Here is a 26,628-nt window from a genome sequence, read left to right as displayed (position 1 = left end):
CTTACGCGGTGATGGTCGGCGCCAGGCTGAGCGGTGTCAGCAGGGCCAGTCGTTCATTGATGGCCGCCTCGATACCCGCCGCATCCAGCCCGCATTCAGCCAGCATGGTGGCAGGCTTGGCGTGTTCCACGTAGACATCCGGCAAGCCCAGGTGCAGCAGCGGCTTGAGCAAACTCTCGCGGGTCAGGAACTCACTGACCGCGCTGCCAGCGCCGCCCATGATGGCGTTTTCCTCGATGGTCACCAGCAGGCCATGCTCGGCGGCCATCTGGCGAATCAGCGCTTCGTCCAGCGGTTTGACGAAACGCATATCCACCACCGTGGCATCGAGCTTTTCGGCGACCAGCAGGGCGTCGGCCAATTGCACGCCAAACACCAGCATCGCCACGCCCTGGCCTTTGCGACGCACCACGCCTTTACCGATCTCCAGCGGCACCAACGCTTCGTCGATGCTGGCATTGGGGCCGGAACCGCGTGGATAACGCACCGCCGCCGGGCCGTTGAACAGGTAACCGGTGGTCAGCATGCGGCGCAGCTCGTTTTCATCGCTCGGCGCCATTACCACGATGCCCGGGATGCAGCGCAGGTAAGACAAATCGAAGCTGCCGGCGTGAGTCGGGCCGTCTTCGCCCACCAGACCGGCACGGTCGATGGCGAACAACACATCAAGGTGCTGCACCGCCACGTCGTGAATCAGTTGGTCGTAGCCGCGCTGCAAAAAGGTGGAGTAAATCGCCACCACCGGCTTGGCCCCTTCGCAGGCCATACCGGCCGCCAGGGTGACTGCGTGCTGCTCGGCAATCGCCACATCGAAATAGCGTTTCGGGAAGCGCTCGCTAAACGCCACCAGGTCGGAGCCTTCTTTCATCGCCGGGGTAATGCCCATCAGCCGCGCATCGGCCTCAGCCATGTCGCACAGCCACTGGCCAAACACCGCCGAGTATTTCGGCCCGCTCGGTTTTTTCGGCACCGCCGGAGCGTTTACCGGTTCCAACTTGGTAATGGCGTGGTAACCAATCGGGTCCAGCTCGGCCGGAGCGAAGCCTTTGCCTTTCTTGGTAATCACATGCAGAAACTGCGGACCTTCCAGCTCGCGCATATTGCGCAAGGTGGTGATCAGCGTGGGTAGGTCGTGGCCATCGATGGGGCCGATATAGTTCCAGCCCAGCTCTTCGAACAAGGTGCCCGATACCAGCATGCCCTTGGCGTGTTCTTCGGTTTTACGGGCAATTTCCCAGGCGCCTGGCAGGCGCGACAGCACCTTTTTGCTGCCTTCGCGCATATTGGCGTAGGTGCGGCTGGAAAGAATCTTGGCCAGGTGATTGGACAGACCGCCGACGTTTTTGGAGATCGACATGTCGTTGTCGTTAAGCACGACAAGCATATTGGCCTTGACGTCGGAAGCGTGGTTCAACGCCTCGAAAGCCATGCCTGCGGTCAGCGCGCCATCACCGATCACTGCCACCGACTTGCGCTTGCTGCCTTGCAACTGAGCGGCGATCGCCATGCCCAGCGCGGCGCTGATGGAGGTGCTGGAATGGCCGACGCCAAAGGTGTCGTACTCACTCTCGCTGCGACGCGGAAAGGCGGCGATGCCGTCTTTCTGCCGCAGGGTGTGCATAAGCTCGCGACGGCCCGTGAGGATCTTGTGCGGGTAGGCCTGATGGCCCACGTCCCACACCAGGCGGTCATCCGGCGTGTCGAAGACATAGTGCAGGGCGATAGTCAGCTCGATGACACCCAGGCCGGCACCGAAGTGCCCACCGGTCTTGCCAACGGTATAGAGCAGCTCCTGGCGCAGCTCGTCAGCGAGGATTTCCAGCTCGGCCTCGCCCAGACGACGCAGACCAACAGGCGTCTCTGCACGGTCGAGCAGCGGCGTAGCGGGGCGTTCGCGGGGGAACTCGTGAAACGTCGTGGGCATCAGGCAATCGTTATAGGTATAAAAGATGGCGCAGTTTACCTGATGAAGTAGGGATTTTCGTAGGGTGCGCGTGACGCGCTCGGGCAAATACCGATGTCCGGAGGGTTTGTGGGGGATTTCCTTCTCTGTTCCTTGCCTTAGAGATGAGGTGATCTGCATTGGCGCGTGTGCTGAACGTTTTGTTTCGCGCCTTACGCGCGAGTTTCTTTTTCCAGTCGATGAAAAAGAAACCAAAAAATCTTGCCCCCACCTTGGGTTTTCACTGCGTGAAAACTTCCCTCGTTCCATCGCCGCTCCGGGGGCACGCCACGACGGGGCGTCCCTGGCCCATCGTGCCTCTCGCGGCATCCATGCCGCTCAACCCCCTACGCGACGACTCCACTCGGCCTGCGCTCAAGGGGCGGGTAGATCAAAAGCCAGATCAAGTGCCCCTCACCCCAGCCCTCTCCCGCACGCGGGAGAGGGGGCAGACCGGAGTGAGGCGGCTGGCATACGTCACCCCTCGCCCGCTTGCGGGAGAGGGGCCGGGGGAGAGGGGCAGTTGACCTTGATCCGGCTTGTGATCTACCGCTTGTGATCCACCCGCCCCTTGAGCGCAGGCCGAGTGGAGTCGTTGCGTAAGGGTTTGTAGCGGCCGGGAGCCGCGCAGAGGGATGAGGGCCATGGATGGCCCTTCAGCCCGGCCCCTGGAGCGACGACGTAGCGAGGGGACCCGAAGCGCAGCGTAGGGCCCAGGTAGGGGCAAGATTTTTTGGTTTCTTTTTTATGGTGCGGCATTCCGACGGCTGGAAAAAGAAACTCGCGCGTAAGGCGCGAAACAAAACGTCCAGCCCACGCGCCAATGAATACCTACACAATCCCAGCGCGCGGATAGTGTCTCCCCAAAAACTCCAGAAGCAACTCATTAACCCGCCCAGCCCGCTCATTCTGAATCCAATGCCCACACTCACTCAGCACATGGGACTCCAGCCTGGGCACCAGCTCCCCCATCTTCTTCACCGTATAAGCCTCCAACTTGCCCACCGGATCATCCTCGCCCAGCAAAAACAACGTCGGCTGCAACACCTGCCGCCCTGCGAGAAACTCCGTGCTCTGCCAGTTCACCTCGAAATTGCGATACCAATTCAGCGGCCCATGAAACCCATGCTTGTTCAGCGTGCGCAGGTACACGGCAAAGTCCTGCTCGTTGCACCACTCAGGATAGGTCGTCGGCACGTCCAGCCCCGCGAGAAACTGCGCATCCGCCGGTTTGGGATGCAGGAACACATCGCTATTGCCGCCAATCAACAACCGCATGCTGCGCTCGATATCCGCGTTCAACTCGGCCTCGGCAACCCCCGGCTCCTGGAAGTACACGATGTAGTTGAACCGCCCCACATTGGCTTCGCGCATGATGTCGATGGCCGGCCGCTTGGGCCGTCCGCCGAAGGGTACCGACATCGCGCCCAGCACGCTCACCCGCTCGGGCTCCAGCAAGCCCAGGTGCCAGGCCACCGGCGCGCCCCAGTCATGGCCGATCATGCAGACATCGGTATGCCCCAGCGCATCCATGGCGCCTTGAATGTCCGCGCACAGGGTCAGTATCTGGTAAGCCGCCACGTCTTCCGGCGCGCTGCTGTCGCCGTAGCCGCGCATTTCCGGCGCGTACACGCGATACCCGGCCTCGGCCAGCGCGGTCATCTGGCTGCGCCAGGAGTACCAGCATTCCGGAAAACCGTGCAGTAGCCACACCGGCCTGCCGCTGTCAGGGCCGGCGCTGTAAATACTCAAGGTGATGCCGTTGACGTCGAGGAGTTGCTGTTGGAAGGCTGTCATTGGGGTCACCAGGTATCCACGAAAGAACGTTTTTTGCCGTCACGCTTGGGCGCGCGCGGCGCGGCGTTGAAGCCTCGGACCAGCCAGCTGCGGGTTTCTATTGGATCTATCACAGCGTCGATTTCCAGGAAGCTGGCCATGTTGATGCCTTTGCCGTTCTGGTAGGCCTTGGCCACCAGTTTGTCGAACAGCGCCTGGCGCTCGGCCGGGTCTTCAAGTGCTGCCAGCTCTTTGGAAAAGCCCAGACGCACCGCACCTTCCAGCCCCATGGCGCCAAATTCGGCGCTGGGCCAGGCGATGGTGAACAGCGGCGAATGGAAGCTGCCGGCAGCCATGGCCTGGGCGCCGAGGCCGTAGCCTTTGCGCAGCACCACGGTAAAGAACGGCACGCTGAGGCTGGCGGCGGTGACGAACATGCGCGACACATGGCGCACGGTCGCCTGCTTTTCGGCGTCCGGGCCGACCATAAAACCGGGGGTGTCGCACAGCGATACCAGCGGAATATCGAAGGCATCACACAGCTGCATAAAACGCGCGGCCTTGTCGCCGGCCACGGCGTCGATGGCGCCGCCCAGGTGCGCGGGGTTGTTGGCGATCAGGCCGAACGGTTGGCCTTCGATGCGAATAAACGCGGTGATCAAACCGGGCGCAAAGCGGCGGCGCAACTCCAGCACCGAGTCCTGGTCGGCCAGGGTGGCGATCACCTGGCGGATGTCGTACACCCGCAGGCGATTTTCCGGGATCAGTTGGCGCAGTTCGCGCTGGTCGGCGCACTGCCAGGCACTGAGCGGGCCCTGGAAGTAAGACAGGTATCGCTTGGCGGCGGCAACGGCTTCGGCTTCGTCAGCCACTTCCACGTCGATTACGCCGTTGGGGCCCTGCACGCTCACCGGGCCGACCTGCTCCGGGGTAAAGGTGCCCAGCCCGCCGCCTTCGATCATCGCCGGCCCGGCCATGCCGATGCTGGCGTTCGCTGTGGCAATAATTACATCGCAGCAACCGAGCAGCGCTGCGTTACCAGCGAAGCAGCGCCCGGACACCACGCCCACCAGCGGCACCAACCCGGAAAGCTTGGCCATGCCGATAAACGTGTGGCAGTCCAAGCCAGCGACGCCAACGAAGTCGCTATCGCCGGGGCGGCCACCGCCGCCTTCGGCAAACAGCACCAGCGGCAGGCGCCATTGTTCGGCCAGTTGCAGCATGCGGTCGGTTTTCTTGTGGTTCATCGCCCCCTGGGTGCCGGCGAATACCGTGTAGTCGTACGAGATGGCCATGCAGCGCGCACGCTCGGCGCCAAACTGCTCGGCGTTGACCGTGCCAATGCCGCTGACCAGGCCATCAGCCGGGCTTTGCACGATCAGATCTTCCACCGAATTACGTCGGCGCCGCGCCGCCAGTGCCAGGGCGCCGTATTCGATAAAGCTGTCGGCATCGAGCAGGTCATCGAGGTTTTCGCGGGCGGTGCGCTGGCCGGTTTTGCGCCGCTTGGCCACGGCCTGCGGGCGGCGTTCGTCGCGGGTCAGGGCGTTGCGTTCGAGCACCTCGGCAAGGTCGGCGCGGATATGGTCCAGGTCGATGCTTTCTTCGCTGTGTTGATGCTGCTGTGCCACTTCGGCGGGCTGAATAAACAGCAGCGGCTGGGCGGCAAACAGGTTGTCGCCCGGGCCTACGGCCAGGCTGTGAACAATGCCGCTGTGGGCCGCCTTGACCACAAACTCCATCTTCATCGCTTCCAGCACGGCAATACTCTGGCCGACCGCCACCGCATCGCCTACCTGCACATCAACGCTGACCACCACGCCGGCGCTCGGTGCTTGCAGGGCGATGCAGCCGACTGGCGTGTCGGCATGTTGCTGCTGTTGTGCGGCGCCGGCGGCCTGCGGGAAGAACAAATGGCGGTGTGCCTGCTCCTGCGGGGCGAGCAATTGGCCGATCTGCTCTTCGACAAAGCGAGTGGTGACCTGATTGTTCTGCACCTGTGGGTGGCGCAGCAGGTTCTGCAGAAAATGGATATTGCTCGCCACACCCTCCAGGCGGAATTCGCACAGGGCACGGTAGGCGCGGCGCAGCACGCCGGGGAAGTCGTCGTTGGCCTGCACGATCAGCTTGGCCAGCAGCGAGTCATAACTGCTGCTGGTGGCATAGCCGCTGTAACCGCAGCCATCCACGCGAATACCAGCGCCGCTTGGCGGCTCGTAGGCGCTGAGCAAGCCGGCAGCGGGCTGTACGCTGCCATCGGCGTTCATGCTTTCCAGGTTGACCCGCAGCTGCACGGCAAAACCACGGGGCGCCGCAATCTGTTCCTGCTGCAAACCCAGCTCGACCAAGCTGGCGCCGCCGGCTACGCGCAATTGCGCCTGCACCAGATCAATGCCGGTGACCGCTTCGGTCACGGTGTGCTCCACCTGCAAACGGGGGTTGGCTTCCATAAACACGAAGTCGCCGTTATCCACATCCAGCAAAAACTCGAAGGTGCCCAGTGTGCGGTAGCCCACGGCACTGGCCAGCTTCAGTGCGGCGGCGAACATGGCCTCGCGCACGGTCGGGTCGAGGTTGGGGCTGGGGGCAATTTCCACCAGTTTCTGATTACGCCGTTGCAGGGTGCAGTCGCGCTCCCACAGGTGCACCACCTGCTCGCCATCGCCGAGCACCTGCACTTCGATATGCCGGGCGTTGCGGATCAGCCGCTCCACATACAGGTCGCCATTGCCAAAGGCCGCCATGGCTTCGGACTGGCAACGGGCGTAGGCCTGGGCCACGTCTTCGGCGGCAAACACCGCGCGCATGCCACGGCCACCGCCGCCGGCCAGGGCTTTGATCATCATGGCGCCGCCATCAAGCTCGGCCATGAACGACTGGGCGCGAGCCAGGCTGGTGGGCTGGTTGGTGCCTGCGGTCAACGGCACGCCGCAGCGCATGGCCAGGGTGCGCGCCTGGGTTTTGTCGCCGAACTGTTCCAACACATCGGCGCTGGGTCCGACGAAAATCAGCCCGGCGCTTTTGCACCGGCGCGCGAATTCGGCGTTTTCCGCCAGAAAGCCGTAACCGGGGTGCACCGCATCGCAGCCCTGGGCCTGGGCGATGGCGATCAGTTGGTCCATATCCAGATAGGCGCTTACGCCACGGCCCTTGAGGCCCACCGCCACATCAGCCTTGCGTGTGTGCAGGGCGGCTGCTTCATCTTCGGCAAACACTGCCACGCTGCGCATATCCAGTTCGGCGGCGGCACGGGCGATACGGATGGCGATTTCGCCACGGTTGGCGATAAGCAGATTGCGGATGGGCATGGGTGCTCCCTGGTTTTTCTTGATGTTATGGCGGGCCGATCAGGGAGTAGAGCTTAGGCGGCCCAGAGCAGCCAGCGGAAGCTTGCTGGCTGGGGCGAATGGCGGCAAAGAGGTGAGGGTGATGATGGGGGTAGATGCAACAGCTCGAGGCTGAAGCCTCGAGCTTTTTGACGTTTGAATCAGCTGCGGCGCTCGACGATATACCGCGCCAGATCGCGCAACGGCTCAGCCGCTTCACCAAAGGGGCGCAAGGCATGCAGCGCCAGGTCGCGCAATTCCAAGGCATAGGCCTTGGCCGCGTCCAGCCCAAGCAAGGCCGGGTACGTGGGTTTGTGGTTGGCTTCGTCTTTACCCTGGGTTTTGCCCAGCGTGGCCGTGTCGCTCTCCACGTCGAGAATATCGTCCTGCACCTGGAAGGCCAGGCCCACGGCCTGGGCATATTCCTGCAGGGCGCGCAGGCTCAGGCTGTCGGCTTCGCCACTGGCCAGGGCGCCCAAGCGCACGCTGGCTTCAATCAGGGCGCCGGTCTTGTGCCGGTGCATGATTTCCAGTGCGCCCTGGTCCAGCCATTGGCCGACCGAGCCGAGGTCGATGGCTTGGCCCCCTACCATTCCGGCAGGACCCGCGGCTTTGCCCAGGGTGCTGATCATGTCCAGGCGCACCTCGGCCGGCAGCGGATTGCGCACGGTGTCGGCAAGCACTTCGAAAGCCAGGCTTTGCAGACCGTCACCGGCAAGGATGGCGCTGGCTTCGTCGAAAGCCTTGTGAGTGGTCGGCTGGCCGCGGCGCAGGTCGTCATCGTCCATGGCCGGCAGGTCGTCGTGCACCAGGGAGTAGGCGTGAATCAGCTCTACGGCGCAGGCGGCGGCGTCGGCGCGCTCCGGGTTGCCGCCCAAGGCTTCACAGGCGGCGTAAACCAGCAATGGGCGCACGCGCTTGCCGCCGTTGATGACGCTGTAGCGCATGGCCTGATAAATAAGGGCGAGTTCGGGGCGTGGGGCGTGAAACAGTTCGTCCAGCTTGCTATCAACGCGGGTCTGACAGGTTTTCTGGTACGCCGCGATCATGCTTGTTCGTCCGCGTCGAAGGGGGCTTCCTCCAGCTCGCCATCGCGCTCCAGCAGAATCTGCACTTTCTGTTCAGCCTGGGCCAGGGCGCCCTGGCAGTCGCGGGTCAGGCGAATGCCCTGTTCGAAAGCAGTGAGGGAGTCCTCAAGCGACAGCTCGCCGTTCTCCAAGCGCTCGACCAGGGTCTGCAGCTCGGCAAGGGATTGTTCAAAATCGACGGCGGCTTTTTTGCGGGCCATGGGCAGGGTCTCGGCAGGTTGGAACGGGCGCGAGGCTAGCAGAGCAGGGCGAGGGGGGCAAACCGCATGCAGTTGTCTGAAGGCGCCTTAGCTTGCAGACTGTCGGCCACTGCCCCAGGCCCATGCCGCGATGAATATCGATACCCGCATCAAATTCCGCCATCTGGTGTGCTTCCTTGAGGTAGCACGTCAGGGCACCTTGGCGCGTGCGGCGGACAAGCTGGCCGTCAGCCAGCCGGCAATTTCCAAAACCCTTAAAGAGCTTGAAGAACTGCTCGGCGCAACCTTGTTCGAACGCAGCAAAACTGGCGTGGCGCTTACCGACGCCGGCGTTGCCTTTATGCGTTATGCCGGCCCTTGCGTGCAGGCGCTGCGTGATGGCGTGAACAGCTTGCGCAGCGGCGAGCATGAGTCCGGTGCGGTGCGCCTGGGTGTGCTGTCCACGGTGGAGAGTCTGCTGGTTCCCGAGGTGGTACGCCGTCTGCACGAGCGTCATCCGGCGCTGGTGGCCAGCGTGGTGACCGGGCCCAGCGCTTATTTATTGTCGCAGTTGCATGTGGGCGAGTTGGACCTGGTGGTCGGCCGCATGACCGACAGCCCGCAAATCCAAGGCCTGACGTTTGAGCATTTGTATAGCGAGTCGATGACCCTGGTGGTTCGCGCCGGCCATCCGCTGCTGGCCGTGGCGCAGGCTCAGCAATTGTTGCAGGACTACCCGCTGGTGCTGCCGCTGGCCGGCACCACCATCCGCAAATATGCCGACGCGCTGTTTGTTCAATGCGGCATTGCCCAGCCGCGCCAGCGCCTGGAAACCCTGTCGCTCACACTCAGCCGTCGTTATGTGCAAAGCAGCGACGCGGTGTGGATTGCACCCTTTGATGCTGTGCAGTTGGACCTGGCCAATGGCGACCTGGCCGAGTTGCAACTGGGCATCAAGGAGCCGGGGGGCTCGGTGGGGATATGCAGCAATGCGGCGTTGCCGCTTTCGCTCGCTGCGCATTGGAGTGTCGAGGTACTGCGCGAAGTAGGGCAGGCGTATCGCGAAGGCCGATTTCCGTAAAGGGTTATCCATAACTATTTGGTTATGGATGGCGGGCTAATTTTCAGTTTTCGCTACAGCGTTGTGTAAGCAGACTGCGCCTCTGTTCGCCCGATAAATCCAAAAAAAGGAGAACGACATGTCTGATGCAGACAGCAGTCGCTTCGTCATCCGTGATCGTAACTGGCACCCCAAAGCCCTGACGCCTGATTACAAAACCTCCATTCCCCGTTCGCCGCGCCAAGCGCTGGTGAGCATTCCGCAGTCCGTTTCGGAAACCACCGGCCCGGATTTCTCGCACCTGAAGCTGGGCCAGTACGACAACGATCTGTTGCTCAACTTCAACAACGGCGGGTTGCCGGTGGGCGAGCGCATCATCGTCGCCGGCCGTGTGTGTGACCAATACGGCAAGCCGATTCCCCACACGCTGGTGGAAATGTGGCAAGCCAACGCCGGTGGCCGTTATCGCCACAAGAATGACCGCTACCTGGCGCCGCTAGACCCCAACTTCGGCGGCGTCGGCCGTGCCCTCACCGATCGTGACGGTTACTACAGCTTCCGCACCATCAAGCCCGGCCCGTACCCATGGCGTAACGGCCCGAACGATTGGCGTCCGGCGCATATCCATTTCTCCATCAGTGGCCCGTCGATCTCCACGCGCCTGATCACCCAGCTGTATTTCGAAGGCGACCCGCTGATTCCGATGTGCCCCATCGTTAAATCCATCGCCAACCCGGAAGCGGTGCAAAGCCTGATTGCCAAGCTGGATATGAGCGCGGCCAATCCGATGGATTGCCTGGCTTATCGGTTCGACATTGTTCTGCGTGGTCAGCGCAGAACTCATTTTGAAAACCGCTAAGAACCTGCCCGTAGGCTGCTGCGCGTCGGCCATCCGGCGTTAAGAATGGTTTCGGAATGCTCATTGGCTACAGCCAACTCCGCTTCCTCAACCATTTTTGCCTTGGCTGGCTCTAGCTCGCGAGCCTACAAGCACGTTCTAGGAGTGACCTATGCCAATCGAATTACTTAAAGAAACCCCCTCGCAAACCGCCGGCCCTTATGTGCATATCGGCCTGGCGCTAAGCGCTGCCGGCAACCCGCCCCGTGACCAGGAGATCTGGAACGAGATGGCCAAACCCGGCGCGCCGGGCGAGCACATTCTGCTGCTGGGCAATGTGTATGACGGCAATGGCCATCTGGTGCGCGACTCCTTTCTGGAGTTCTGGCAGGCCAACCACGAAGGCCAGTACGACGCCGATTTCAATCTGGAAAAGCCGTTCAACAGCTTCGGCCGTACCGCCACCACGTTTGATGCCGGTGAGTGGACGCTGCATACCATCAAGCCCGGTGTGGTGAAAAACGCCGCTGGCGTGCTGATGGCGCCACATATCAACGTGTCGCTGTTTGCCCGTGGCATCAACATTCACCTGCATACCCGCCTGTACTTTGATGATGAGGCCCAGGCCAACAAAGCCTGCCCGGTGTTGAACCTGATCGAGCAGCCGCAACGGCGTGAAACCCTCGTGGCTACGCGCTGCGAGGTTGACGGCAAGCTGGCTTACCGCTTCGATATTCGTATCCAGGGCGAGGGCGAGACCGTTTTCTTTGACTTCTAAGCAAGACGCAGAAGGCCTGGTCGAACCGGTCGACCAGCGCATTCACCGGCGCTTCAACGATGCACTCGAGGCCCGCGGTTACCGGGCCGACAGCGCGCAACAGGCCGCTATCGACACCCTCGCCAACTGGCTCGACGCCTGGTTGGTGGGGCGTCGTGGCTGGCTGCGCAAACCCGTGGCCGGGATTTACCTGTGGGGTGGCGTGGGGCGTGGCAAAAGTTTTGTGATGGATACCTTCTTTGCTGCCGCGCCGGTGCAGGCCAAACGCCGGGTGCATTTCCATGCATTTTTGCAGGAAGTGCAGCAGCGCATGGGCGCCTTCACCGGGCAGAACGAGCCGCTGGTGCGGGTAGCCCGTGAGGTAGCGCAAGAGGCGCGTTTGCTCTGTTTCGATGAATTCCATGTGCACGACATTGCCGATGCCATGCTGCTCGGCCGTCTGCTCAAGGTGCTGGTGGACGAAGGCGTGGGGCTGGTGTGCACCTCCAATTATGCGCCCGCCAACCTGTGCCCTAACCCGCTGTACCGCGACCGCTTCAAACCGGCCATCGATCTTCTCGAATCGCGCTTCACCGTGCTCAATCTGGATGCCGGCGAAGACTACCGCGAGCGTGCCGGCGCGCAGGAAGCCTGGGGGTTTTACGCCTGGCCGCTGTGCCCGCCGATGGCAGACTGGCTGCACCAGCAGCTGGCGTTTACCGAGGCGGTGGAGCGCGACGTGGTGCTGGAGGTCAATCATCACCCGCTGAGGGTGCTCGCCCGCGAAGGCACGCGCGCCTTGCTGGATTTTGACGAACTGTGCCGCCATCCGCATTCCAGCGCCGATTTTCTCTGGCTGTGTCAGCGCTTTCGGCACATTGCCATTTACGGTGTGCCGCGCCTGGATAGCGAAGGCATCGATGTGCAGCAGCGCATTCTCAACTTCGTCGATATTGCCTACGACAGTGGCGTGTATTTGCTGCTGGGTTGCGAGGCCGAGTTGGATGAGGTGTGCCGACCGGGTTCGCACCTGGACTTTGTGCGTACACGCAGTCGCTTGCGCCAGCTCACGACTCAGGTGTTTGCCTGTGAGTAATTGAGCCGGCCTGCCGACGTGCGGATAGCACGGCGGTGGCAGGGCTCGGACAGGTAGAAGGAAACACAGCAACGCATTTCCAAGAGAGCGCCTTGTGGGCGCGCCCTTACTGCGGCCGGTTACGGCAGCGGGGCGGCCAAGGTAGGCGCCATGCCCGAGAGGGTCAATTGCGATTATCGAACTTCGGTTCGATAATCGGCCATACCGAGCCGTGCACGAGACAATAACAAGATGACTGACGAAGCCCGTATCACCCTGCCACCGCTGGCGCCGCCGATTATTGCCTCGCCGGCCAAACGCATCGAAGCCTTCACGGGCGATCCCAACTTCATGACTTCGCTGGCCCGTGGGCTGGCGGTGATTCATGCCTTTCAGGAGCGCAAACGCCACCTGACCATCGCGCAGATCAGCCACCGCACCGAAATCCCACGTGCCGCCGTGCGCCGCTGCCTGCACACGCTGATGAACCTGGGGTATGTAACGACCGATGGCCGCACCTACTCGCTGCTGCCCAAGGTGCTGACGCTGGGGCATGCCTACTTGTCGTCGACGCCGCTGGCGGTGACGGCCCAGCCGATTCTGGATCGCCTGAGCGAGCAACTGCACGAAGCGTGTTCCATGGCCACGCTGGAAGGCGACGAGATTCTCTATATCGCCCGCTCGGCCACGCCGCAGCGCTTGATCTCGGTGGATCTGAGCGTGGGCAGCCGGCTGCCGGCTTACTGCACCTCCATGGGCCGCATTCTGCTCGCGGCACTCGATGACGCGGCGCTGGACGAGTACATCGACCACGCCGAGATGCAGATCAAGACCAGCCGCACCGTGCACACCCCCGACGCACTGCGCGCCAGCATTGCCGAAATTCGTCAGCAAGGCTGGGTGATCATCGACCAGGAGCTGGAAGTGGGGCTGCGCTCGATTGCCGTGCCGTTGAAAGACTCGGCCGGGCAGGTGCTGGCAGCGCTTAACGTGGGCACGCACGCGGGGCGCATTTCGCGACAGGAACTGGAGACGCGGTTTTTGCCGGTGTTGCTGGAAGCCAGCAAAGAGTTGAGTACGCGGTTGTTTCATTGAGCTTCAATCACCCGCATTGAGCTTTTCGTAGGAGCAAGCTTGCTCCTACGACCACCAGCCAACGCCCTTACTGTTCGATAAACGCCCAGTTAGTCGATTATCGGATTGAAGCGCCCCCCTGCCGCTGCGTACTGTTCCCCAGTCGCCCTCGCGACCCCAAGCTACGACTCCAATAAAAACAAATGAGAGCCAGCCATGGACATGCGTTTGCCGCAGCGCGCCCGCGCTTCGCGTACACCTGCTGCGCAGCGTCTGCCTAGCCCGTCCCTCATTCCTGTTCCATTCGCCTGCAACGGTGCGGCGAAGAAAAACTCACAGGAATTTCTTGCATGACCAGCCCAGCTCACGTGCCCACTACGGGCACACTCGATGTTCAAGGTTTTATCAACGCTCAGCCGCTTTCGCGTTACCAGTGGAAGATTGTGCTGCTGTGCTTTCTGATCGTATTTCTCGACGGCCTGGATACGGCTGCGATGGGCTTTATCGCCCCGGCGCTGACCCAGGACTGGGGCGTGGACCGCGCCAGCCTTGGCCCGGTGATGAGCGCCGCGCTGATCGGTATGGTGTTCGGCGCCCTGGGCTCCGGCCCGATTGCCGACCGTTTCGGGCGCAAGGTGGTGCTGGTGGCCGCCGTCGGCCTGTTCGGGTTCTTCAGCCTGCTGTCGGCCTTCAGTACCAGCCTCGACCAACTGCTGGTGCTGCGCCTGTTGACCGGCCTGGGGCTCGGCGCGGCCATGCCGAACGCCACCACGCTGCTCTCCGAGTACACCCCCGAGCGCCTCAAGTCCTTGCTGGTCACCAGCATGTTCTGCGGCTTTAACCTGGGCATGGCCGGTGGTGGTTTTATATCCGCCAAGATGATTCCAGCGTTCGGCTGGCACAGCCTGTTGCTACTGGGCGGCATTCTGCCGTTGCTGCTGGCAGTGGTGCTGCTGGTGTGGCTGCCGGAGTCGGCGCGTTACCTGGTGGTGCGCAATCGCGGTGCCGACAAGGTGCGCAAGGTGCTAGCGCCTATCGCCCCTGCCGAAGTTGCCGTGGCCACCGATTTCAGCGTGCCGGAGCAGAAAACCGTGCAGAGCCGCAACGTGCTCAAGGTAGTGTTTTCCGGTACCTACAGCGCCGGCACCCTGCTGCTCTGGCTGACCTATTTCATGGGCCTGGTGATCGTGTACCTGCTCACCAGCTGGCTGCCGACCCTGATGCGTGACAGCGGCGCGAGCATGGAGCAGGCCGCCTTTATCGGTGCGCTCTTCCAGTTCGGCGGCGTACTGAGCGCGGTGGGCGTGGGCTGGGCCATGGATAAATTCAACCCGCACAAAGTCATCGGCATCTTCTACTTACTGGCCGGCGTGTTCGCCTATTTCGTGGGTCAGAGCCTGGGCAAAGTGACGGTGCTCGCCACCCTCGTGCTGCTGGCCGGCATGTGCATCAACGGCGCGCAATCGGCGATGCCGTCCCTGGCCGCACGCTTCTACCCCACCCAAGGCCGCGCCACCGGCGTGTCGTGGATGCTGGGCATCGGCCGCTTTGGCGCCATCCTCGGAGCCTGGATCGGTGCCACCCTGCTGGGCCTGGGCTGGAACTTCGAACAGGTGCTGACTGCGCTGGTGGTGCCAGCCGCGGTGGCCAGTGTGGCGGTGGTGATCAAGGGGTTGGTGAGTCACGCTGACGCGACGTAAAGCGGATAGACCCACATTGCTGCGCTCAGCCTGGCCTGGTTGACCCCGTGGGTTACCACGGTCGGCGCACCTGCTCCTGAATCCAGTCGATAAAGTGCAGTTGCTTCTGACTCAGGCTGTCGCGTGGCTGCCACACCAACCAGTAAGGGTAGGGGTAAGGCACGGTCAGGGGCGACAGTTGCACCAGCTCGCCGCGCGCCAGCAGCCCAGCCACCAGGCTGCGCCGTTCAAGCGCGATGCCATGGCCGGCCACCGCAGCGGCAAGAATCACGTTTGAGTCATTGGCCGTTAGCGCGGGTGATTGCAGCGCCTGCGGCGCAATGCCGGCAATCGCGCACCACTCTGCCCACGGCGCGTCGGTGCTGTGTAGTAACGGGCTGGCCACCAGCTGAGCCGGCGTGGGCTGGTGTGGACCGCAGATAAAGCGTGGCGCTGCCACCACGAGCAGCTCATCGCTGAAGAGTTTTTTCTGGGTCAGTTCCGGCCAATGCCCGCGGCCCATGCGAATGCCGATGTCGGCGAAGCCTTGCCGCAGGTCCTGCAGTTCAAGGCTGGTGTGCAGGCGCACGCGGTAGTGCGGGTAGTGGCGGCGGAAATCGGGCAGGCGCGGTGTTAGCCAATGCACGGCAAAGGAGGCCAACGTCGCGATCACCAGTTCATCGTCTTCGGGCCGGCCCTGCGCCTGGTGCGTGGCGCTGCTGAGGGCGTGCAGTGCGGTGCGAATTTCCAGGGCGTACAGGCGCCCGGCTTCGGTCAGCCGCAACCCGCGTGCTTCGCGCACAAACAGGGCGATACCGATGGTGTTTTCCAGGCTGCTGAGCTGCTGGCTGACGGCGGAGTGAGTGACGTGCAACTCCCGAGCGGCGAGCGTCACGCTGCCCAAGCGCGCGGCTGCTTCGAAGCACTTAAGGGTGGTGAGCGGCGGGATATTTTTCATGTTAGGAAATCTAACGCATCGCGTTGAAATTTGTCGCTACTTGCCTTTATCCCGAGTGGCTATGGTGCGCTTACCTGGTTAAGTGTTGGTAACGGAGTGAGTATGAAACTGATCGGAATGTTGGATTCTCCCTATGTTCGCCGCGTCGCGATTGCCATGAAGGTGCTCAAGGTTGGGTTTGTGCATGAATCGGTATCGGTGTTCAGCTCCTATGAACAGTTTCGCCAAATCAACCCGGTGGTTAAGGCGCCCACTCTGGTGCTGGTCGACGGCCTGGTGTTGATGGATTCGAGTTTGTTGCTCTCGTTCGTCGACCCTGAGGGGCGGCTCTGGCCTAGCAACGGCGCAGCCCGGGCGCGGGCGTTTCGGTTGGCCGGGCTGGCGTTGGCCGCTTGCGAGAAGGCGGTGCAGGTGGTGTACGAGCACAATCTGCGCCCGGCGGAGAAACTGCACGAGCCTTGGTTGCAGCGTGTGCATGGCCAGTTGGCGGCCGCGTGGAGCGAGTTGGAGCGTGAGCTCAGCCGCCAGCCTTTGAGCACCGATGAAGCCAAGTTGGGCCAGGCCGAAATCTGTATCGCCGTCGCCTGGTCGTTTGCGCGAATGATGGTGCCAGCGTTGGCCCAGCCTGATGCTTATCCGGCCTTGGCGAACTTTGCCCAAACCCTGGAACAGCTGCCGGTGTTTGTGCAGACGCCGGCCCTGTAGCCGTTGAGGCAATCGTCTTCGAGGCAGCGCGTACTAATATTTAGGGAGAAACCTACAGATCTGAAATGCCTGGCCAACGATGCTGACCGCTCTTTTTGGTGTAGGTGTTTCTTATGGGCCTTTTCCCGTTGGTGAGTATCTTCAAGCGCCCGGCGTGGCGTATCAGTTCCATGGCGTTACTTGTCCCCTGCCTTGTTTCCACTGTCCATGCGCGAATGCATGACTTGGGTGTGCTGCCCGAAGGCCAGTTCTCCCAAGCGTCTGCCATTAGCGGTGACGGCACCGTGGTTGCAGGTATAGGGAGCGATGCGCTGAATCAGAACTGGTTGTTTTATTGGTCGGCCGAGGAAGGGATGGTGAAAATCACCAGTTTTTCCGGGGTTGCTGCTGCCCGTGGCCTCAACGGTGACGGCAGTGTGCTGGTGGGATCGTTGCGTATTAACGGGTTTCAGCGGGCCTTCCGGTGGGACGCTGTTTCCGGGGTGGTCGACCTTGGCACACTGGGCGGGGCCAATAGCAGATCCTGGGGCGTCAGCAGCGATGGCAACGTGGTTATTGGCGATGCGGCCGATGCCTCGGATGTGCGACGGGCTTTTCGCTGGACTGCCGAACAGGGTATGCAAGACCTGGGTGCCCTCACTGCCAACGGTATGAGTATCGCCTATGCCATTAGTGGCAATGGCGCGGTGATTGTAGGGACCTCAGCCAGTAGCAGCAGTGGAAACCGCGCGGTTATCTGGGAAAACGGCTCGATTCTCGACCTTGGTAGCCTGGACGGCAACGCCGGCAGTGGTGCGCTTGCGGTAAACGCTGACGGCACGGTGGTAGTAGGGGCCAGCGGCATTTATGCGTTCCGTTGGACCGCCGCTGGCGGCATGGTGGACCTGGGCAATCTGGGCGGCGATTTCGCTGCTGCTCAGGGGGTAAGTGCCGATGGCGCTGTGGTAGTGGGTTCTGCTGCTGTGGCCGATGGCACCGAGCGCGCGTTTCGCTGGACGGAACAAACCGGCATGACCAACCTCGGCCTGCTCAACGGCGGCACGTGGAGCCAGGCATTGGGTGTGAGTGCCGACGGTAGCGTTGTTGTCGGCACCGCGGACACCCCACAGGGCGATCGGGCGTTTATCTGGAAGGAGTTTGTACTTCAGGATCTGGGGCATGTGCAGCAGTCTGTCCTGGGCAGTGCCGACACCAGCGCGCAGTTGATCAACAGCCAAGTGCACAGAACCCGCGGCCTGACCCAGAAGCACTGCATTCCAGCGCCAGGGCGAGACTACTGCCTGAGCCTTGGCGGCGGGCTGAGCGTTGGCGAAGGTGATGAAAGCAGTCGCCAGGCAAACGGCATAGCCGGTGCCGGTGTACACCTCACTCCGCACACGTCGGTGGGTGTCAGCCTGGGCGTTGCCCGCAACAACGGGCAGGCAAACCACGCGCGGCAAAGTAACGAGTTGGGTGTTGGTGCTTGGGTGGCCTATCAACAAAACCCGCAAACGCGCACCGGCTGGAACGGCGCTTTTAGCGTGGCGACCAATGGCGGCGACAGCCAATTCAAACGTGGCGACCGCGCCGAAAACGTCGAGCAAGCCTCTACCCGCGTGGGTATCCGCTCCAATGCACAACGCCTGGCGCTGGGCTACGGCGTTCAGGTTGAGCACGCGCTGCTGACGCCAGAGGTGGCTATCAGTCATGTGCACAGCCGGCGCCAAGGCTTTGCGGAGCGCAATGTGGTGTTGCCGATGCACGTGCAGGGCACCCGCAGCACCGATACCTACGCCACCCTGGCGGTGCGCGGTGAAGCGCCGGTGAGTGAGCGCGGCAGCCTGAACTGGAGCACCTCGCTGGACACGTTGCTGGGTGAAACCAAACCGGGTTTCGAAGGCCAGTCCGACATTCCTGGTCTGGATCGGTTTGCCGTACGCAGCAGCCTGGAAAAGCGCAGCCTGGTGCCCGCTGCAACGGCGGGCTATCGCTACGCCCTGAGTCAAAACACCAGCCTGGGTGGGCAGGCGCAGGTGTCCGCTTCTACGTTTGAACAGCAGCGTCCGGTGTACGGGGTGGAGTTGGAGTACCGCTACTCCTTCTAGCGCCATACAGGCTCGTTGCGAGGTGAATAGGGCGACGTCAGCCCTGGAAAAAATCGCCGGTGTTTTTGCAGACACCGGCCCCATAGCCGCTGAGCCAGGCGTTGTGGAAGGAGCGCTTACATAGCTTTAGAGAAACGCCTACAGAGTTGAAGCGCCCGGTCAAAGATGCTTGCCGCTCCTTTTTATGACGTAGGTGTTTCTCATGAGCTTTTCGCCGTTGGTGAGTATTTTGAAGCGGCCGGCGTGGCGTATCAGTTTCATTGGTTTGCTTGCCCCCTTGTTTGTTTCCACAGCCCAAGCGCGAGTGCTGGATCAGCTACCCGGAGACGGATCCCTCACTTCGATTGCCATTAGCGCTGACGGTACCGTGGTTGTAGGCTCGGGATTCGAATTAGGCAACTGGTGGTTTTTTCACTGGTCTGCCGAGCAAGGGAGAGTGGAAAGCCCGGCTCCTGGCGATGGTATCTCCAGCCTCAGTTGTAGTGTGGACTGCCGTGAGCAAGCTGGAACGGTTGATACGGGCACTCAATCCCTTGCGTTTCATCGCAGTCTGGCTGGAGGTGTCATTTACCTCGGCACGCTGGGCGGGCTAGACAGCTACGGCATGGGTATTAGTGGCGATGGCCTCGTGGTTGTTGGCTCTTCGCTAAACGCCTCGGATGTAGAACGGGCTTTTCGCTGGAGCATCGCACAGGGTATGGAAGACCTGGGTGGCCTGACTGCCACGGGTGCGAGCTTCGCCAATGCCATTAGTCGCAACGGCGCCGTAATAGTGGGCGGGGCCCTGGCTGGCGATGGTACCTACCGCCCGGTCATCTGGGAAAACGGTTCGATTCTCGAGCTTGGAAGCGACGGCGGTATTGCTCATGGGGTAAACGCTGACGGCACGATGGTAGTGGGGCGCAGCGACGAGACTGCCTTCCGATGGACCGCCGCAGGCGGCCTGGTAAATCTGGGTACTTTGCGCGGTGGCGATAGCAGTGTGGCCCGTGCGGTAAGTGACGATGGCTCTGTGGTGGTGGGTTCTGCAAATGTTGCGGATTTGACCGAGCGCGCGTTTCGCTGGACGGAAAAAACCGGCATGACCAGTCTTGGGCTGCTCAATGGCGGTTCCTGGAGCGAAGCAACCGGCGTTAGTGCAGACGGTACCGTCATTGTCGGCCTCGGGGATATCCGGAATTTCGAGGTGCGGGGGTTTATCTGGAAAGGGGGGGTACTCCAGGATCTGGGGCATGTGCAGCAGTCTGTCGTGGGCAGTGCCGACACCAGCGCGCAGTTGATCAACAGCCAGGTGCGCAGAACCCGCGGCCTGACCCAGAAGCAGTGCATTCCAGCGCCAGGGCGAGACTATTGCCTGAGCCTTGGCGGCGGCCTGAGCGTTGGCGAAGGTGATGAAAGCAGTCGCCAGTCCAACGGCATAGCCGGTGCCGGTGTACACCTCACCCCGCACACGTCGGTGGGTCTCAGCCTGGGCGTTGGCGCCAACAGTGGGCAAGCAAACCAGGCGCGGCAAGATAACGAGCTCGGTTTCGGTGCCTGGGTGGCCTACCAGCAAAACCCGCAAACGCGCACCGGCTGGAACGGCGCTTTTAGCGTGGCGACCAATGGCGGCGACAGCCAATTCAAACGTGGCGACCGCGCCGACGATGTCGAGCAGGCTTCCACCCGCGTGGGTGTCCGCTCCAATGCACAACGCCTGGCGCTGGGCTACGGCGTTCAGGTTGAGCGCGCGCTGCTGACGCCCGAGGTGGCTATTACTCACGTGCACAGCCGGCGCCAAGGCTTTGAGGAGCGCAATGTTGTGTTGCCGATGAACGTGCAGGGCACCCGCAGCACCGATACCTACGCCACCCTGGCGCTGCGCGGTGAAGCGCCGGTGAGCGAGCGCGGCAGCCTGAACTGGAGCACCTCGCTGGACACGTTGCTGGGTGAAACCAAGCCTGGTTTCGAAGGCCAGTCCGACATTCCTGGCCTTGATCGGTTTGCCGTACGCAGCAGCCTGGAAAAGCGCAGCCTGGTGCCCGCTGCGACGGCGGGCTATCGCTACGCCCTGAGCGAAAACACCAGCTTGGGCGGGCAGGCGCAGGTGTCCGCTTCCACGTTTGAACAGCAGCGCCCGGTCTACGGGCTGGAAATGGAGTACCGCTACTCGTTCTAAGGCCGCACAGGTTCGGAGAGAGGAAAAAGGCGACGCTGGTAATGCTGTGCTTTACTTGTATATACAAGTGGTGCAGCATGCCGGCGTCGCCTTTTTATTTTCCGTCCGTTCGCATCAGGGAGCCTGTTATGAGCACATCCAATCGTCACCGTGACACGGTGGTTCGCGCCGCCCGTGGCACGCAGCTCACCGCCAAGAGTTGGCTCACCGAAGCGCCGTTGCGCATGTTGATGAACAATCTCGACCCGGACGTGGCGGAAAACCCCAACGAGTTGGTGGTGTATGGCGGCATCGGCCGTGCAGCGCGCAACTGGGACTGCTATGACGCCATCGTCAGAGCCCTGACCGCGCTGGAAGAGGATGAAACCCTGCTGGTGCAATCGGGCAAGCCGGTCGGTGTTTTCAAAACCCACAGCAACGCGCCTCGCGTGCTGATCGCCAACTCCAACCTGGTGCCGCACTGGGCCACCTGGGAGCACTTCAACGAGCTGGATGCCAAGGGCCTGGCCATGTACGGGCAGATGACGGCCGGCAGCTGGATCTACATTGGCAGCCAAGGCATCGTGCAGGGCACCTACGAAACGTTCGTTGAGGCCGGTCGCCAGCATTACAACGGCAACCTCACCGGCAAGTGGGTGCTTACCGCCGGCCTTGGCGGCATGGGCGGGGCGCAGCCGTTGGCGGCCGGCATGGCCGGTGCCTGTTCGCTAAATATCGAGTGCCAGCAGAGCCGCATCGACTTCCGCTTGAAAACCCGTTACGTCGACGAGCAAGCAACCGACCTCGACGACGCTCTGGCCCGTATCGCCCAATACACCGGCGAGGGCAAAGCTGTCTCCATCGCCCTGTGCGGTAACGCTGCCGATATCCTGCCGGAGTTGGTACGCCGTGGCGTACGGCCGGATATGGTCACCGACCAGACCAGCGCCCACGACCCGCTCAACGGCTACCTGCCCAGCGGCTGGACCTGGGACGACTACCGCGCCAAGGCCCAGACTCAACCGGCCGAAGTGGTCAAGGCGGCGAAGCGCTCCATGGCCGTGCATGTAGAAGCGATGCTGGCTTTCCAGAAAATGGGCGTGCCGACCTTCGACTACGGCAACAACATCCGCCAGATGGCCAAGGACGAAGGCGTGGCCAATGCCTTCGACTTCCCAGGCTTCGTGCCGGCCTATATTCGTCCGTTGTTCTGCCGTGGCGTGGGGCCGTTCCGCTGGGCCGCGCTGTCGGGCAACGCCGAGGACATCTACAAGACCGACGCCAAGGTCAAAGAGCTGATCCCCGACGACGCCCACCTGCACCGCTGGCTCGACATGGCGCGCGAGCGCATTGCCTTTCAGGGGTTGCCGGCGCGGATCTGCTGGGTAGGCCTGGGGCAACGCGCCAAGCTCGGCCTGGCGTTCAACGAAATGGTGCGTAGCGGCGAGCTGTCCGCGCCTATCGTGATTGGTCGTGATCATCTGGACTCGGGATCGGTGGCCAGCCCGAATCGTGAAACTGAAGCGATGCGCGATGGGTCCGATGCTGTGTCGGACTGGCCGCTGCTCAACGCGCTGCTCAACACCGCCAGTGGCGCTACCTGGGTGTCGTTGCACCATGGTGGCGGCGTAGGCATGGGGTTTTCCCAACATTCGGGGATGGTGATTGTGTGTGACGGTACCGATGAGGCGGCGGCGCGGATCGCTCGCGTGCTGCACAACGACCCGGCTACCGGAGTGATGCGTCATGCTGACGCCGGGTATGAGATTGCTATCGATTGCGCGCAGGAACAGGGTTTGAATTTGCCGATGGTAAACGGCAGATAAATGCAACTGCCGTTCACCCCTCTCCCGCTTGCGGGAGAGGGGCTGGGGGTGAGGGCGAGGTGTTACGCAAATTTTGCGTCCGCCACACAACTGCTCCCTCACCCTAACCCTCTCCCACAAGTGGGAGAGGGGACTCAAAAGCCCTGCTCCTCCCGCTTGCGGGAGAGGGTACTCGAACTTCGAACCACTCAGCGCTAGGAGGGCCTCCATGCAGCACCTATGGTTCAACTGCCACGCCGCCACCCTCGCCGGCGGTCGCTACGCCAGCATTGAAGACGCCGCCATCGTCACTGCCGGTGGCCATATCCAATGGATTGGCCCCTACGCCGACGCCCCCGACGGTAACTACGCCCAACGCCACGACCTCCATGGCGCCTGGGTGACGCCGGGCCTGATCGACTGCCACACCCACGCTGTGTTCGGCGGCAACCGCAGTGCCGAATTCGAACAGCGTCTGCAATGCGTGAGCTACGCCGAGATTGCGGCCGCCGGTGGCGGTATCGCCAGCACCGTGCGCGCCACCCGCGCGGCCAGTGAAGACGAACTGCTGGCCAGCGCCAGCCAACGCGTGCGGGCGTTGCTGCGCGACGGCGTGACCACGCTCGAAATCAAATCCGGCTACGGCCTGGACCTGGCCAACGAACGCAAAATGCTGCGGGTGATCCGCCGGCTTGGCGACACCTTGCCGGTTACGGTGCGTGCCACCTGTCTGGCCGCCCATGCCTTGCCGCCTGAGTTCGCCGGTCGCAGCGAGGCCTATATCGATCTGGTGTGCGACGAAATGCTGCCGACGCTGGCACGTGAGGAGCTGGTGGATGCGGTGGATGCCTTCTGCGAGCACCTGGCGTTTTCCCCGGCCCAGGTGGAGCGAGTGTTTATCGCCGCGCAGCAATTGGGCCTGCCGGTAAAGCTGCATGCCGAGCAACTGTCGGCGTTGGCCGGTTCCAGCCTGGCGGCGCGTTACCAGGCGCTGTCCGCCGACCACCTGGAATTCATGACCCTGGCCGACGCCCAGGCCATGGCCGCTGCCGGCACCGTTGCCGTGCTGTTGCCCGGCGCCTTCTACTTTCTGCGCGAAACCCAGTTGCCGCCGGTGCAGATGTTGCGTGAACAGGGCGTGGCCATGGCGATTGCCAGCGACCTCAACCCCGGTACCTCGCCAGCGTTGTCGCTGCGCTTGATGCTGAACATGGCGTGCACCTTGTTTCGGCTCACGCCTGAAGAGGCACTGGCCGGTGTCACCCTCAACGCCGCCAAGGCCTTGGGGCTGGGCGCCAGCCACGGCAGCCTGGAAGTTGGCAAGGTTGCTGACTTTGTCGCCTGGCAAATCGCGCAGCCGGCTGAGCTGGCCTATTGGCTGGGTGGTGAACTGCACAAACGGGTCATTCGCCATGGCCGGGAGTTGATTGATGTCTGATCTGATCGAAAACCCGTTGGCTTTTTTCCAAGGCCGTGTGCCATTGCTCATCAGCATGCCGCACGCCGGCCTGCAGCTGACTCCAGCGGTGCAGGCCGGCCTGGTTCCCCAGGCGCAAGGGTTGCCCGACACCGATTGGCATATACCACTGCTTTACGCCTTTGCCGCTGAGCTGGGTGCCAGCACGCTGGCGGGTAACTATTCGCGCTATGTGGTCGACCTCAATCGCCCGGCCGACGACCGCCCGCTGTACGCCACCGCCACCACCGGCCTGTACCCCGACACGCTGTTCGACGGCGAGCCGCTGTTTATCGAGGGCGGCCAGCCGTCGGCGTTTGAGCGCGAGCGCTATCTGCAGGAGATCTGGACCCCGTACCACCAGACGCTGGCCAGCGAGCTGGAACGGCTCAAGGCCGAGTTTGGTTACGCACTGCTGTTCGATGCCCATTCCATCGCGTCACGGGTGCCCCGGCTGTTCGACGGCAAACTGCCGGACTTCAACCTAGGCACCAATGACGGTGCCAGTTGTGCCCCGGAGCTGGCCCAGCAACTGATGCAGGTATGCGCCAACGCACCGGATTTCAGCCATGTGCTCAATGGGCGGTTCAAGGGCGGGTATATCACCCGTCACTACGGCCAGCCTGCCGATAATGTGCAAGCGGTGCAACTGGAAATCTGCCAGTGCATTTACATGGATGAACAGGCGCCATTTACTTATCGGCCGGCGTTGGCGGCGAAGGCGCAGTTGGTATTGAGAGACCTGCTGGAAACCCTGTTGGCCTGGCGACCCACGAAATCGTAGGGCGAATATCGCGCAGCGATATCCGCCGATTCGCGGTGTTGGCGTTACTTCCAATCAATCCGCGCCAGCTTCCACTCACTGCCTTCCAGCCACCATTCCAGCTTCACGCTATAAGCGTTGGCGCTGTCGGGAATCAGCCCCTCGGCACCCGTTACTGCCACCTGGGCTTCGGTGTAGCCCTTGGTGGTAGACGTCGGGTCGAGCGTGCTGCTCTTGCTCAATGCAATCACCTTCACATTGTTGAAACGCAAAAACAGGCCAAGCATGGTGCGCTTGGCCCACTGACTGTCGTATTGCTGCTGGGCGCGAAACTCCGGGTGCAACTGTTCCACCACGGCGCTGCTGCGCTTGGCTTCGAGGTTGTCCTGCAATTGCTGCACAGCCGCTTCCAGGGCCGCTTGTTGGTTGCCGGGCGAGCAGCCGCTGAGCAACGTCAACGCCAAGGCGACAATCCACAGGCGGGCAAGGGGAATTATCCGGTCTGACATGCTCAACTCCGTTTTCATGGTTATGATGCCCGGCAGAGCTCAGGCGCGTTGCCCGGAATCTACCCTAACTATCGGGGCGTCCGCGTAGCACCGTCTTCATTAACAAGGGAGTGCAGCATGCAGACTTTGTATCCGGAGATTAAGCCCTACGCGCGCCACGAACTGGCCGTACAGGCACCGCACGTTCTGTATGTCGACGAAAGCGGTACACCGGACGGTCTGCCCGTGGTGTTTATCCATGGCGGCCCCGGGGCCGGTTGTGATGGCGCCAGCCGGCGCTACTTCGACCCCAATCAATACCGCATCATCACCTTCGACCAACGCGGCTGCGGGCGCTCAACGCCCCACGCCAGCCTGGAAAACAACACCACCTGGGACCTGGTCGCCGACCTCGAATTGATCCGTCAGCACCTGGGCATCGAAAAGTGGGTGTTGTTCGGGGGCTCTTGGGGTTCGACCCTTTCCCTGGCGTATGCCCAAACCCACCCAGAGCGTGTGCATGCGCTGATTTTGCGCGGCATCTTTCTGTGCCGGCCGCAGGAGATCAAGTGGTTTTACCAGGAAGGCGCCAGCCGGATGTTCCCGGACTACTGGCAGGACTATATAGCGCCGATTCCGCCCGAAGAGCGCGATGATCTGGTCTCGGCCTTCTACAAACGCCTGAGCGGCAGCGACCAGATTGCGCAGATGCATGCCGCCAAAGCCTGGTCGACCTGGGAAGGGCGCACCGCCACGCTGCGGCCCAACACCCAGGTGGTCGAGCGCTTCAGCGAACCGCAGCGGGCGTTGTCCATCGCCCGCGTGGAATGCCACTACTTTATGAACAACGCCTTCCTCGAGCCCAATCAACTGGTGCGCGACATGCACAAGATCGCCCACCTGCCGGGCATCATCGTGCACGGCCGCTACGACGTCATCTGCCCCTTGGATAACGCCTGGGAATTGCACCAGGCCTGGCCCAACAGCGAGCTGCAGATTATCCGTGACGCCGGACATGCTGCTGCCGAGCCGGGCATTACCGATGCGCTGGTGCGGGCCGCCGAGCAGATCGCCCGCCGTCTGCTCAACCTGGCGCCCGAAGAGGCATGAAGGGGCTGATTCAACGCGTCACCCAGGCGAAGGTGGATGTGGCTGGGGAAACCATCGGCGCCATTGATCAAGGCTTGCTGGTGCTGGTCGGCGTTGAGCCGCAAGACACCCCGGCCAGTGCCGACAAGCTGCTGCACAAACTCCTCAATTATCGGGTATTCAGCGATGCCGAGGGCAAGATGAACCTGTCGCTGAGCGATGTCGGCGGTGGTCTGCTGCTGGTGTCGCAATGTAAGCGCTCCATAAACCCCACCTCCCGCTGGTGGGGTTTTGCGTTTTAAAGTGGCGTTGTGGGTTTGCAGTTCCACGGCAGCAGCGCTTCGTAGCC

Annotated in this window: 19 protein-coding genes and 2 pseudogenes; 14 read left to right on the top strand and 7 right to left on the bottom strand. The window is 62.3% G+C overall.

Annotation, left to right across the window (positions count from 1 at the left end; all coding sequences use genetic code 11):
* Position 1: 1 nt before the first annotated feature.
* The 5 genes from dxs to PKE98_RS17610 all read right to left on the bottom strand — a co-directional run bounded on the left by dxs (position 2) and on the right by PKE98_RS17610 (position 8,332).
* Positions 2 to 1,924, bottom strand: a complete 1,923-nt coding sequence (gene dxs, locus PKE98_RS17630; RefSeq protein ID WP_271196634.1) for a 1-deoxy-D-xylulose-5-phosphate synthase — start codon at positions 1,922 to 1,924, stop codon at positions 2 to 4.
* 849 nt (positions 1,925 to 2,773) lie between these two features.
* A complete protein-coding gene (locus PKE98_RS17625; RefSeq protein ID WP_271196633.1) occupies positions 2,774 to 3,739 on the bottom strand; it encodes an alpha/beta fold hydrolase in 966 nt (321 codons plus the stop codon).
* 5 nt (positions 3,740 to 3,744) lie between these two features.
* Positions 3,745 to 7,026 (bottom strand): carboxyl transferase domain-containing protein, encoded by a 3,282-nt coding sequence (locus tag PKE98_RS17620; protein ID WP_271196632.1) that lies wholly within the window; start codon positions 7,024 to 7,026, stop codon positions 3,745 to 3,747.
* Between the two features lie 179 nt (positions 7,027 to 7,205).
* Positions 7,206 to 8,093 carry a (2E,6E)-farnesyl diphosphate synthase gene (ispA, locus tag PKE98_RS17615; protein WP_271196631.1) on the bottom strand — a complete coding sequence of 296 codons (888 nt, stop codon included), beginning with the start codon at positions 8,091 to 8,093 and terminating at the stop codon, positions 7,206 to 7,208.
* Positions 8,090 to 8,332, bottom strand: coding sequence for an exodeoxyribonuclease VII small subunit (locus tag PKE98_RS17610; protein WP_271196630.1), 243 nt, complete (start codon positions 8,330 to 8,332; stop codon positions 8,090 to 8,092). Before PKE98_RS17610 ends, ispA begins: the two co-directional genes overlap by 4 nt.
* Positions 8,333 to 8,462: 130 nt before the next feature.
* Here PKE98_RS17610 and pcaQ point away from each other — a divergent pair, with 130 nt between their 5' ends.
* From pcaQ to pcaK, 6 genes and pseudogenes are all read left to right on the top strand, one after another.
* Complete coding sequence (gene pcaQ, locus PKE98_RS17605) at positions 8,463 to 9,392, top strand: pca operon transcription factor PcaQ (protein WP_271196629.1); 930 nt, start codon at positions 8,463 to 8,465, stop codon at positions 9,390 to 9,392.
* 118 nt (positions 9,393 to 9,510) lie between these two features.
* Positions 9,511 to 10,230, top strand: a complete 720-nt coding sequence (gene pcaH, locus PKE98_RS17600; protein WP_271196628.1) for a protocatechuate 3,4-dioxygenase subunit beta — start codon at positions 9,511 to 9,513, stop codon at positions 10,228 to 10,230.
* 151 nt (positions 10,231 to 10,381) lie between these two features.
* The gene (gene pcaG, locus PKE98_RS17595) at positions 10,382 to 10,987 is read left to right on the top strand and encodes a protocatechuate 3,4-dioxygenase subunit alpha (RefSeq protein WP_271196627.1); all 606 of its coding nucleotides are present in this window, start codon (positions 10,382 to 10,384) and stop codon (positions 10,985 to 10,987) included.
* Positions 10,977 to 12,062 (top strand): cell division protein ZapE, encoded by a 1,086-nt coding sequence (gene zapE, locus PKE98_RS17590; RefSeq protein ID WP_271196626.1) that lies wholly within the window; start codon positions 10,977 to 10,979, stop codon positions 12,060 to 12,062. The genes pcaG and zapE overlap by 11 nt, the downstream gene beginning before the upstream one ends.
* 245 nt (positions 12,063 to 12,307) lie before the next feature.
* Positions 12,308 to 13,136 (top strand): annotated as a pseudogene (locus PKE98_RS17585) (IclR family transcriptional regulator domain-containing protein); the annotation flags it as partial.
* A gap of 329 nt (positions 13,137 to 13,465) precedes the next feature.
* Positions 13,466 to 14,815 (top strand): 4-hydroxybenzoate transporter PcaK, encoded by a 1,350-nt coding sequence (gene pcaK / locus PKE98_RS17580; RefSeq protein WP_271196624.1) that lies wholly within the window; start codon positions 13,466 to 13,468, stop codon positions 14,813 to 14,815.
* Positions 14,816 to 14,867: 52 nt separating this feature from the next.
* Here the strand turns inward: pcaK and PKE98_RS17575 are convergent, their stop codons facing one another.
* A complete protein-coding gene (locus PKE98_RS17575) occupies positions 14,868 to 15,752 on the bottom strand; it encodes a LysR substrate-binding domain-containing protein (RefSeq protein WP_271196623.1) in 885 nt (294 codons plus the stop codon).
* Between the two features lie 102 nt (positions 15,753 to 15,854).
* On the opposite strand from PKE98_RS17575, the gene PKE98_RS17570 reads away from it, so the two are divergent.
* The 6 genes from PKE98_RS17570 to hutG all read left to right on the top strand — a co-directional run bounded on the left by PKE98_RS17570 (position 15,855) and on the right by hutG (position 24,723).
* The gene (locus tag PKE98_RS17570) at positions 15,855 to 16,457 is read left to right on the top strand and encodes a glutathione S-transferase (protein WP_271196622.1); all 603 of its coding nucleotides are present in this window, start codon (positions 15,855 to 15,857) and stop codon (positions 16,455 to 16,457) included.
* A gap of 215 nt (positions 16,458 to 16,672) precedes the next feature.
* The gene (locus PKE98_RS17565) at positions 16,673 to 18,541 is read left to right on the top strand and encodes an autotransporter domain-containing protein (protein WP_271196621.1); all 1,869 of its coding nucleotides are present in this window, start codon (positions 16,673 to 16,675) and stop codon (positions 18,539 to 18,541) included.
* Positions 18,542 to 18,743: 202 nt separating this feature from the next.
* A complete protein-coding gene (locus PKE98_RS17560) occupies positions 18,744 to 20,699 on the top strand; it encodes an autotransporter domain-containing protein (protein WP_309298764.1) in 1,956 nt (651 codons plus the stop codon).
* A 128-nt stretch (positions 20,700 to 20,827) separates the two neighbouring features.
* Positions 20,828 to 22,504, top strand: coding sequence for a urocanate hydratase (hutU, locus tag PKE98_RS17555; RefSeq protein ID WP_271196619.1), 1,677 nt, complete (start codon positions 20,828 to 20,830; stop codon positions 22,502 to 22,504).
* 208 nt (positions 22,505 to 22,712) lie between these two features.
* Entirely contained in the window at positions 22,713 to 23,921 is a 1,209-nt protein-coding gene (gene hutI, locus PKE98_RS17550) for an imidazolonepropionase (RefSeq protein WP_271196618.1), read from the top strand.
* A complete protein-coding gene (gene hutG / locus PKE98_RS17545; protein WP_373877881.1) occupies positions 23,914 to 24,723 on the top strand; it encodes an N-formylglutamate deformylase in 810 nt (269 codons plus the stop codon). The genes hutI and hutG overlap by 8 nt, the downstream gene beginning before the upstream one ends.
* Positions 24,724 to 24,767: 44 nt before the next feature.
* Here the strand turns inward: hutG and PKE98_RS17540 are convergent, their stop codons facing one another.
* A complete protein-coding gene (locus PKE98_RS17540) occupies positions 24,768 to 25,211 on the bottom strand; it encodes a hypothetical protein (RefSeq protein ID WP_271196617.1) in 444 nt (147 codons plus the stop codon).
* Positions 25,212 to 25,328: 117 nt separating this feature from the next.
* Between PKE98_RS17540 and pip the strand changes: the two genes are divergently transcribed.
* Both pip and PKE98_RS17530 read left to right on the top strand, forming a co-directional pair.
* On the top strand, positions 25,329 to 26,300 hold the full coding sequence (gene pip, locus PKE98_RS17535) for a prolyl aminopeptidase (protein ID WP_271196616.1): 972 nt from the start codon (positions 25,329 to 25,331) through the stop codon (positions 26,298 to 26,300).
* A pseudogene (locus PKE98_RS17530) lies at positions 26,297 to 26,530 on the top strand (D-aminoacyl-tRNA deacylase); the annotation flags it as partial. The gene pip and the pseudogene PKE98_RS17530, both read left to right, overlap by 4 nt.
* Positions 26,531 to 26,628: the final 98 nt, after the last annotated feature.

Source organism: Pseudomonas turukhanskensis, assembly GCF_027922365.1.
GTDB classification, from domain to species: Bacteria; Pseudomonadota; Gammaproteobacteria; order Pseudomonadales; family Pseudomonadaceae; genus Aquipseudomonas; species Aquipseudomonas turukhanskensis.
Note: the sequence above shows the minus strand (reverse complement) of the source record. Positions and strands in the feature narration are given on the sequence as shown.

Bases quoted from the DNA above. Each gene is read 5' to 3' on its own strand.
- PKE98_RS17560 (WP_309298764.1), top strand. From the start codon at position 18,744: ATGAGCTTTTCGCCGTTGGTGAGTATTTTGAAGCGGCCGGCGTGGCGT.
- hutI (WP_271196618.1), top strand. From the start codon at position 22,713: ATGCAGCACCTATGGTTCAACTGCCACGCCGCCACCCTCGCCGGCGGT.
- dxs (WP_271196634.1), bottom strand. From the start codon at position 1,924: ATGCCCACGACGTTTCACGAGTTCCCCCGCGAACGCCCCGCTACGCCG.
- pcaK (WP_271196624.1), top strand. From the start codon at position 13,466: ATGACCAGCCCAGCTCACGTGCCCACTACGGGCACACTCGATGTTCAA.
- PKE98_RS17570 (WP_271196622.1), top strand. From the start codon at position 15,855: ATGAAACTGATCGGAATGTTGGATTCTCCCTATGTTCGCCGCGTCGCG.
- hutG (WP_373877881.1), top strand. From the start codon at position 23,914: ATGTCTGATCTGATCGAAAACCCGTTGGCTTTTTTCCAAGGCCGTGTG.
- pcaH (WP_271196628.1), top strand. From the start codon at position 9,511: ATGTCTGATGCAGACAGCAGTCGCTTCGTCATCCGTGATCGTAACTGG.
- pip (WP_271196616.1), top strand. From the start codon at position 25,329: ATGCAGACTTTGTATCCGGAGATTAAGCCCTACGCGCGCCACGAACTG.
- hutU (WP_271196619.1), top strand. From the start codon at position 20,828: ATGAGCACATCCAATCGTCACCGTGACACGGTGGTTCGCGCCGCCCGT.
- PKE98_RS17625 (WP_271196633.1), bottom strand. From the start codon at position 3,739: ATGACAGCCTTCCAACAGCAACTCCTCGACGTCAACGGCATCACCTTG.
- PKE98_RS17610 (WP_271196630.1), bottom strand. From the start codon at position 8,332: ATGGCCCGCAAAAAAGCCGCCGTCGATTTTGAACAATCCCTTGCCGAG.
- ispA (WP_271196631.1), bottom strand. From the start codon at position 8,093: ATGATCGCGGCGTACCAGAAAACCTGTCAGACCCGCGTTGATAGCAAG.
- pcaG (WP_271196627.1), top strand. From the start codon at position 10,382: ATGCCAATCGAATTACTTAAAGAAACCCCCTCGCAAACCGCCGGCCCT.
- PKE98_RS17540 (WP_271196617.1), bottom strand. From the start codon at position 25,211: ATGTCAGACCGGATAATTCCCCTTGCCCGCCTGTGGATTGTCGCCTTG.
- PKE98_RS17620 (WP_271196632.1), bottom strand. From the start codon at position 7,026: ATGCCCATCCGCAATCTGCTTATCGCCAACCGTGGCGAAATCGCCATC.
- PKE98_RS17565 (WP_271196621.1), top strand. From the start codon at position 16,673: ATGCATGACTTGGGTGTGCTGCCCGAAGGCCAGTTCTCCCAAGCGTCT.
- PKE98_RS17575 (WP_271196623.1), bottom strand. From the start codon at position 15,752: ATGAAAAATATCCCGCCGCTCACCACCCTTAAGTGCTTCGAAGCAGCC.
- pcaQ (WP_271196629.1), top strand. From the start codon at position 8,463: ATGAATATCGATACCCGCATCAAATTCCGCCATCTGGTGTGCTTCCTT.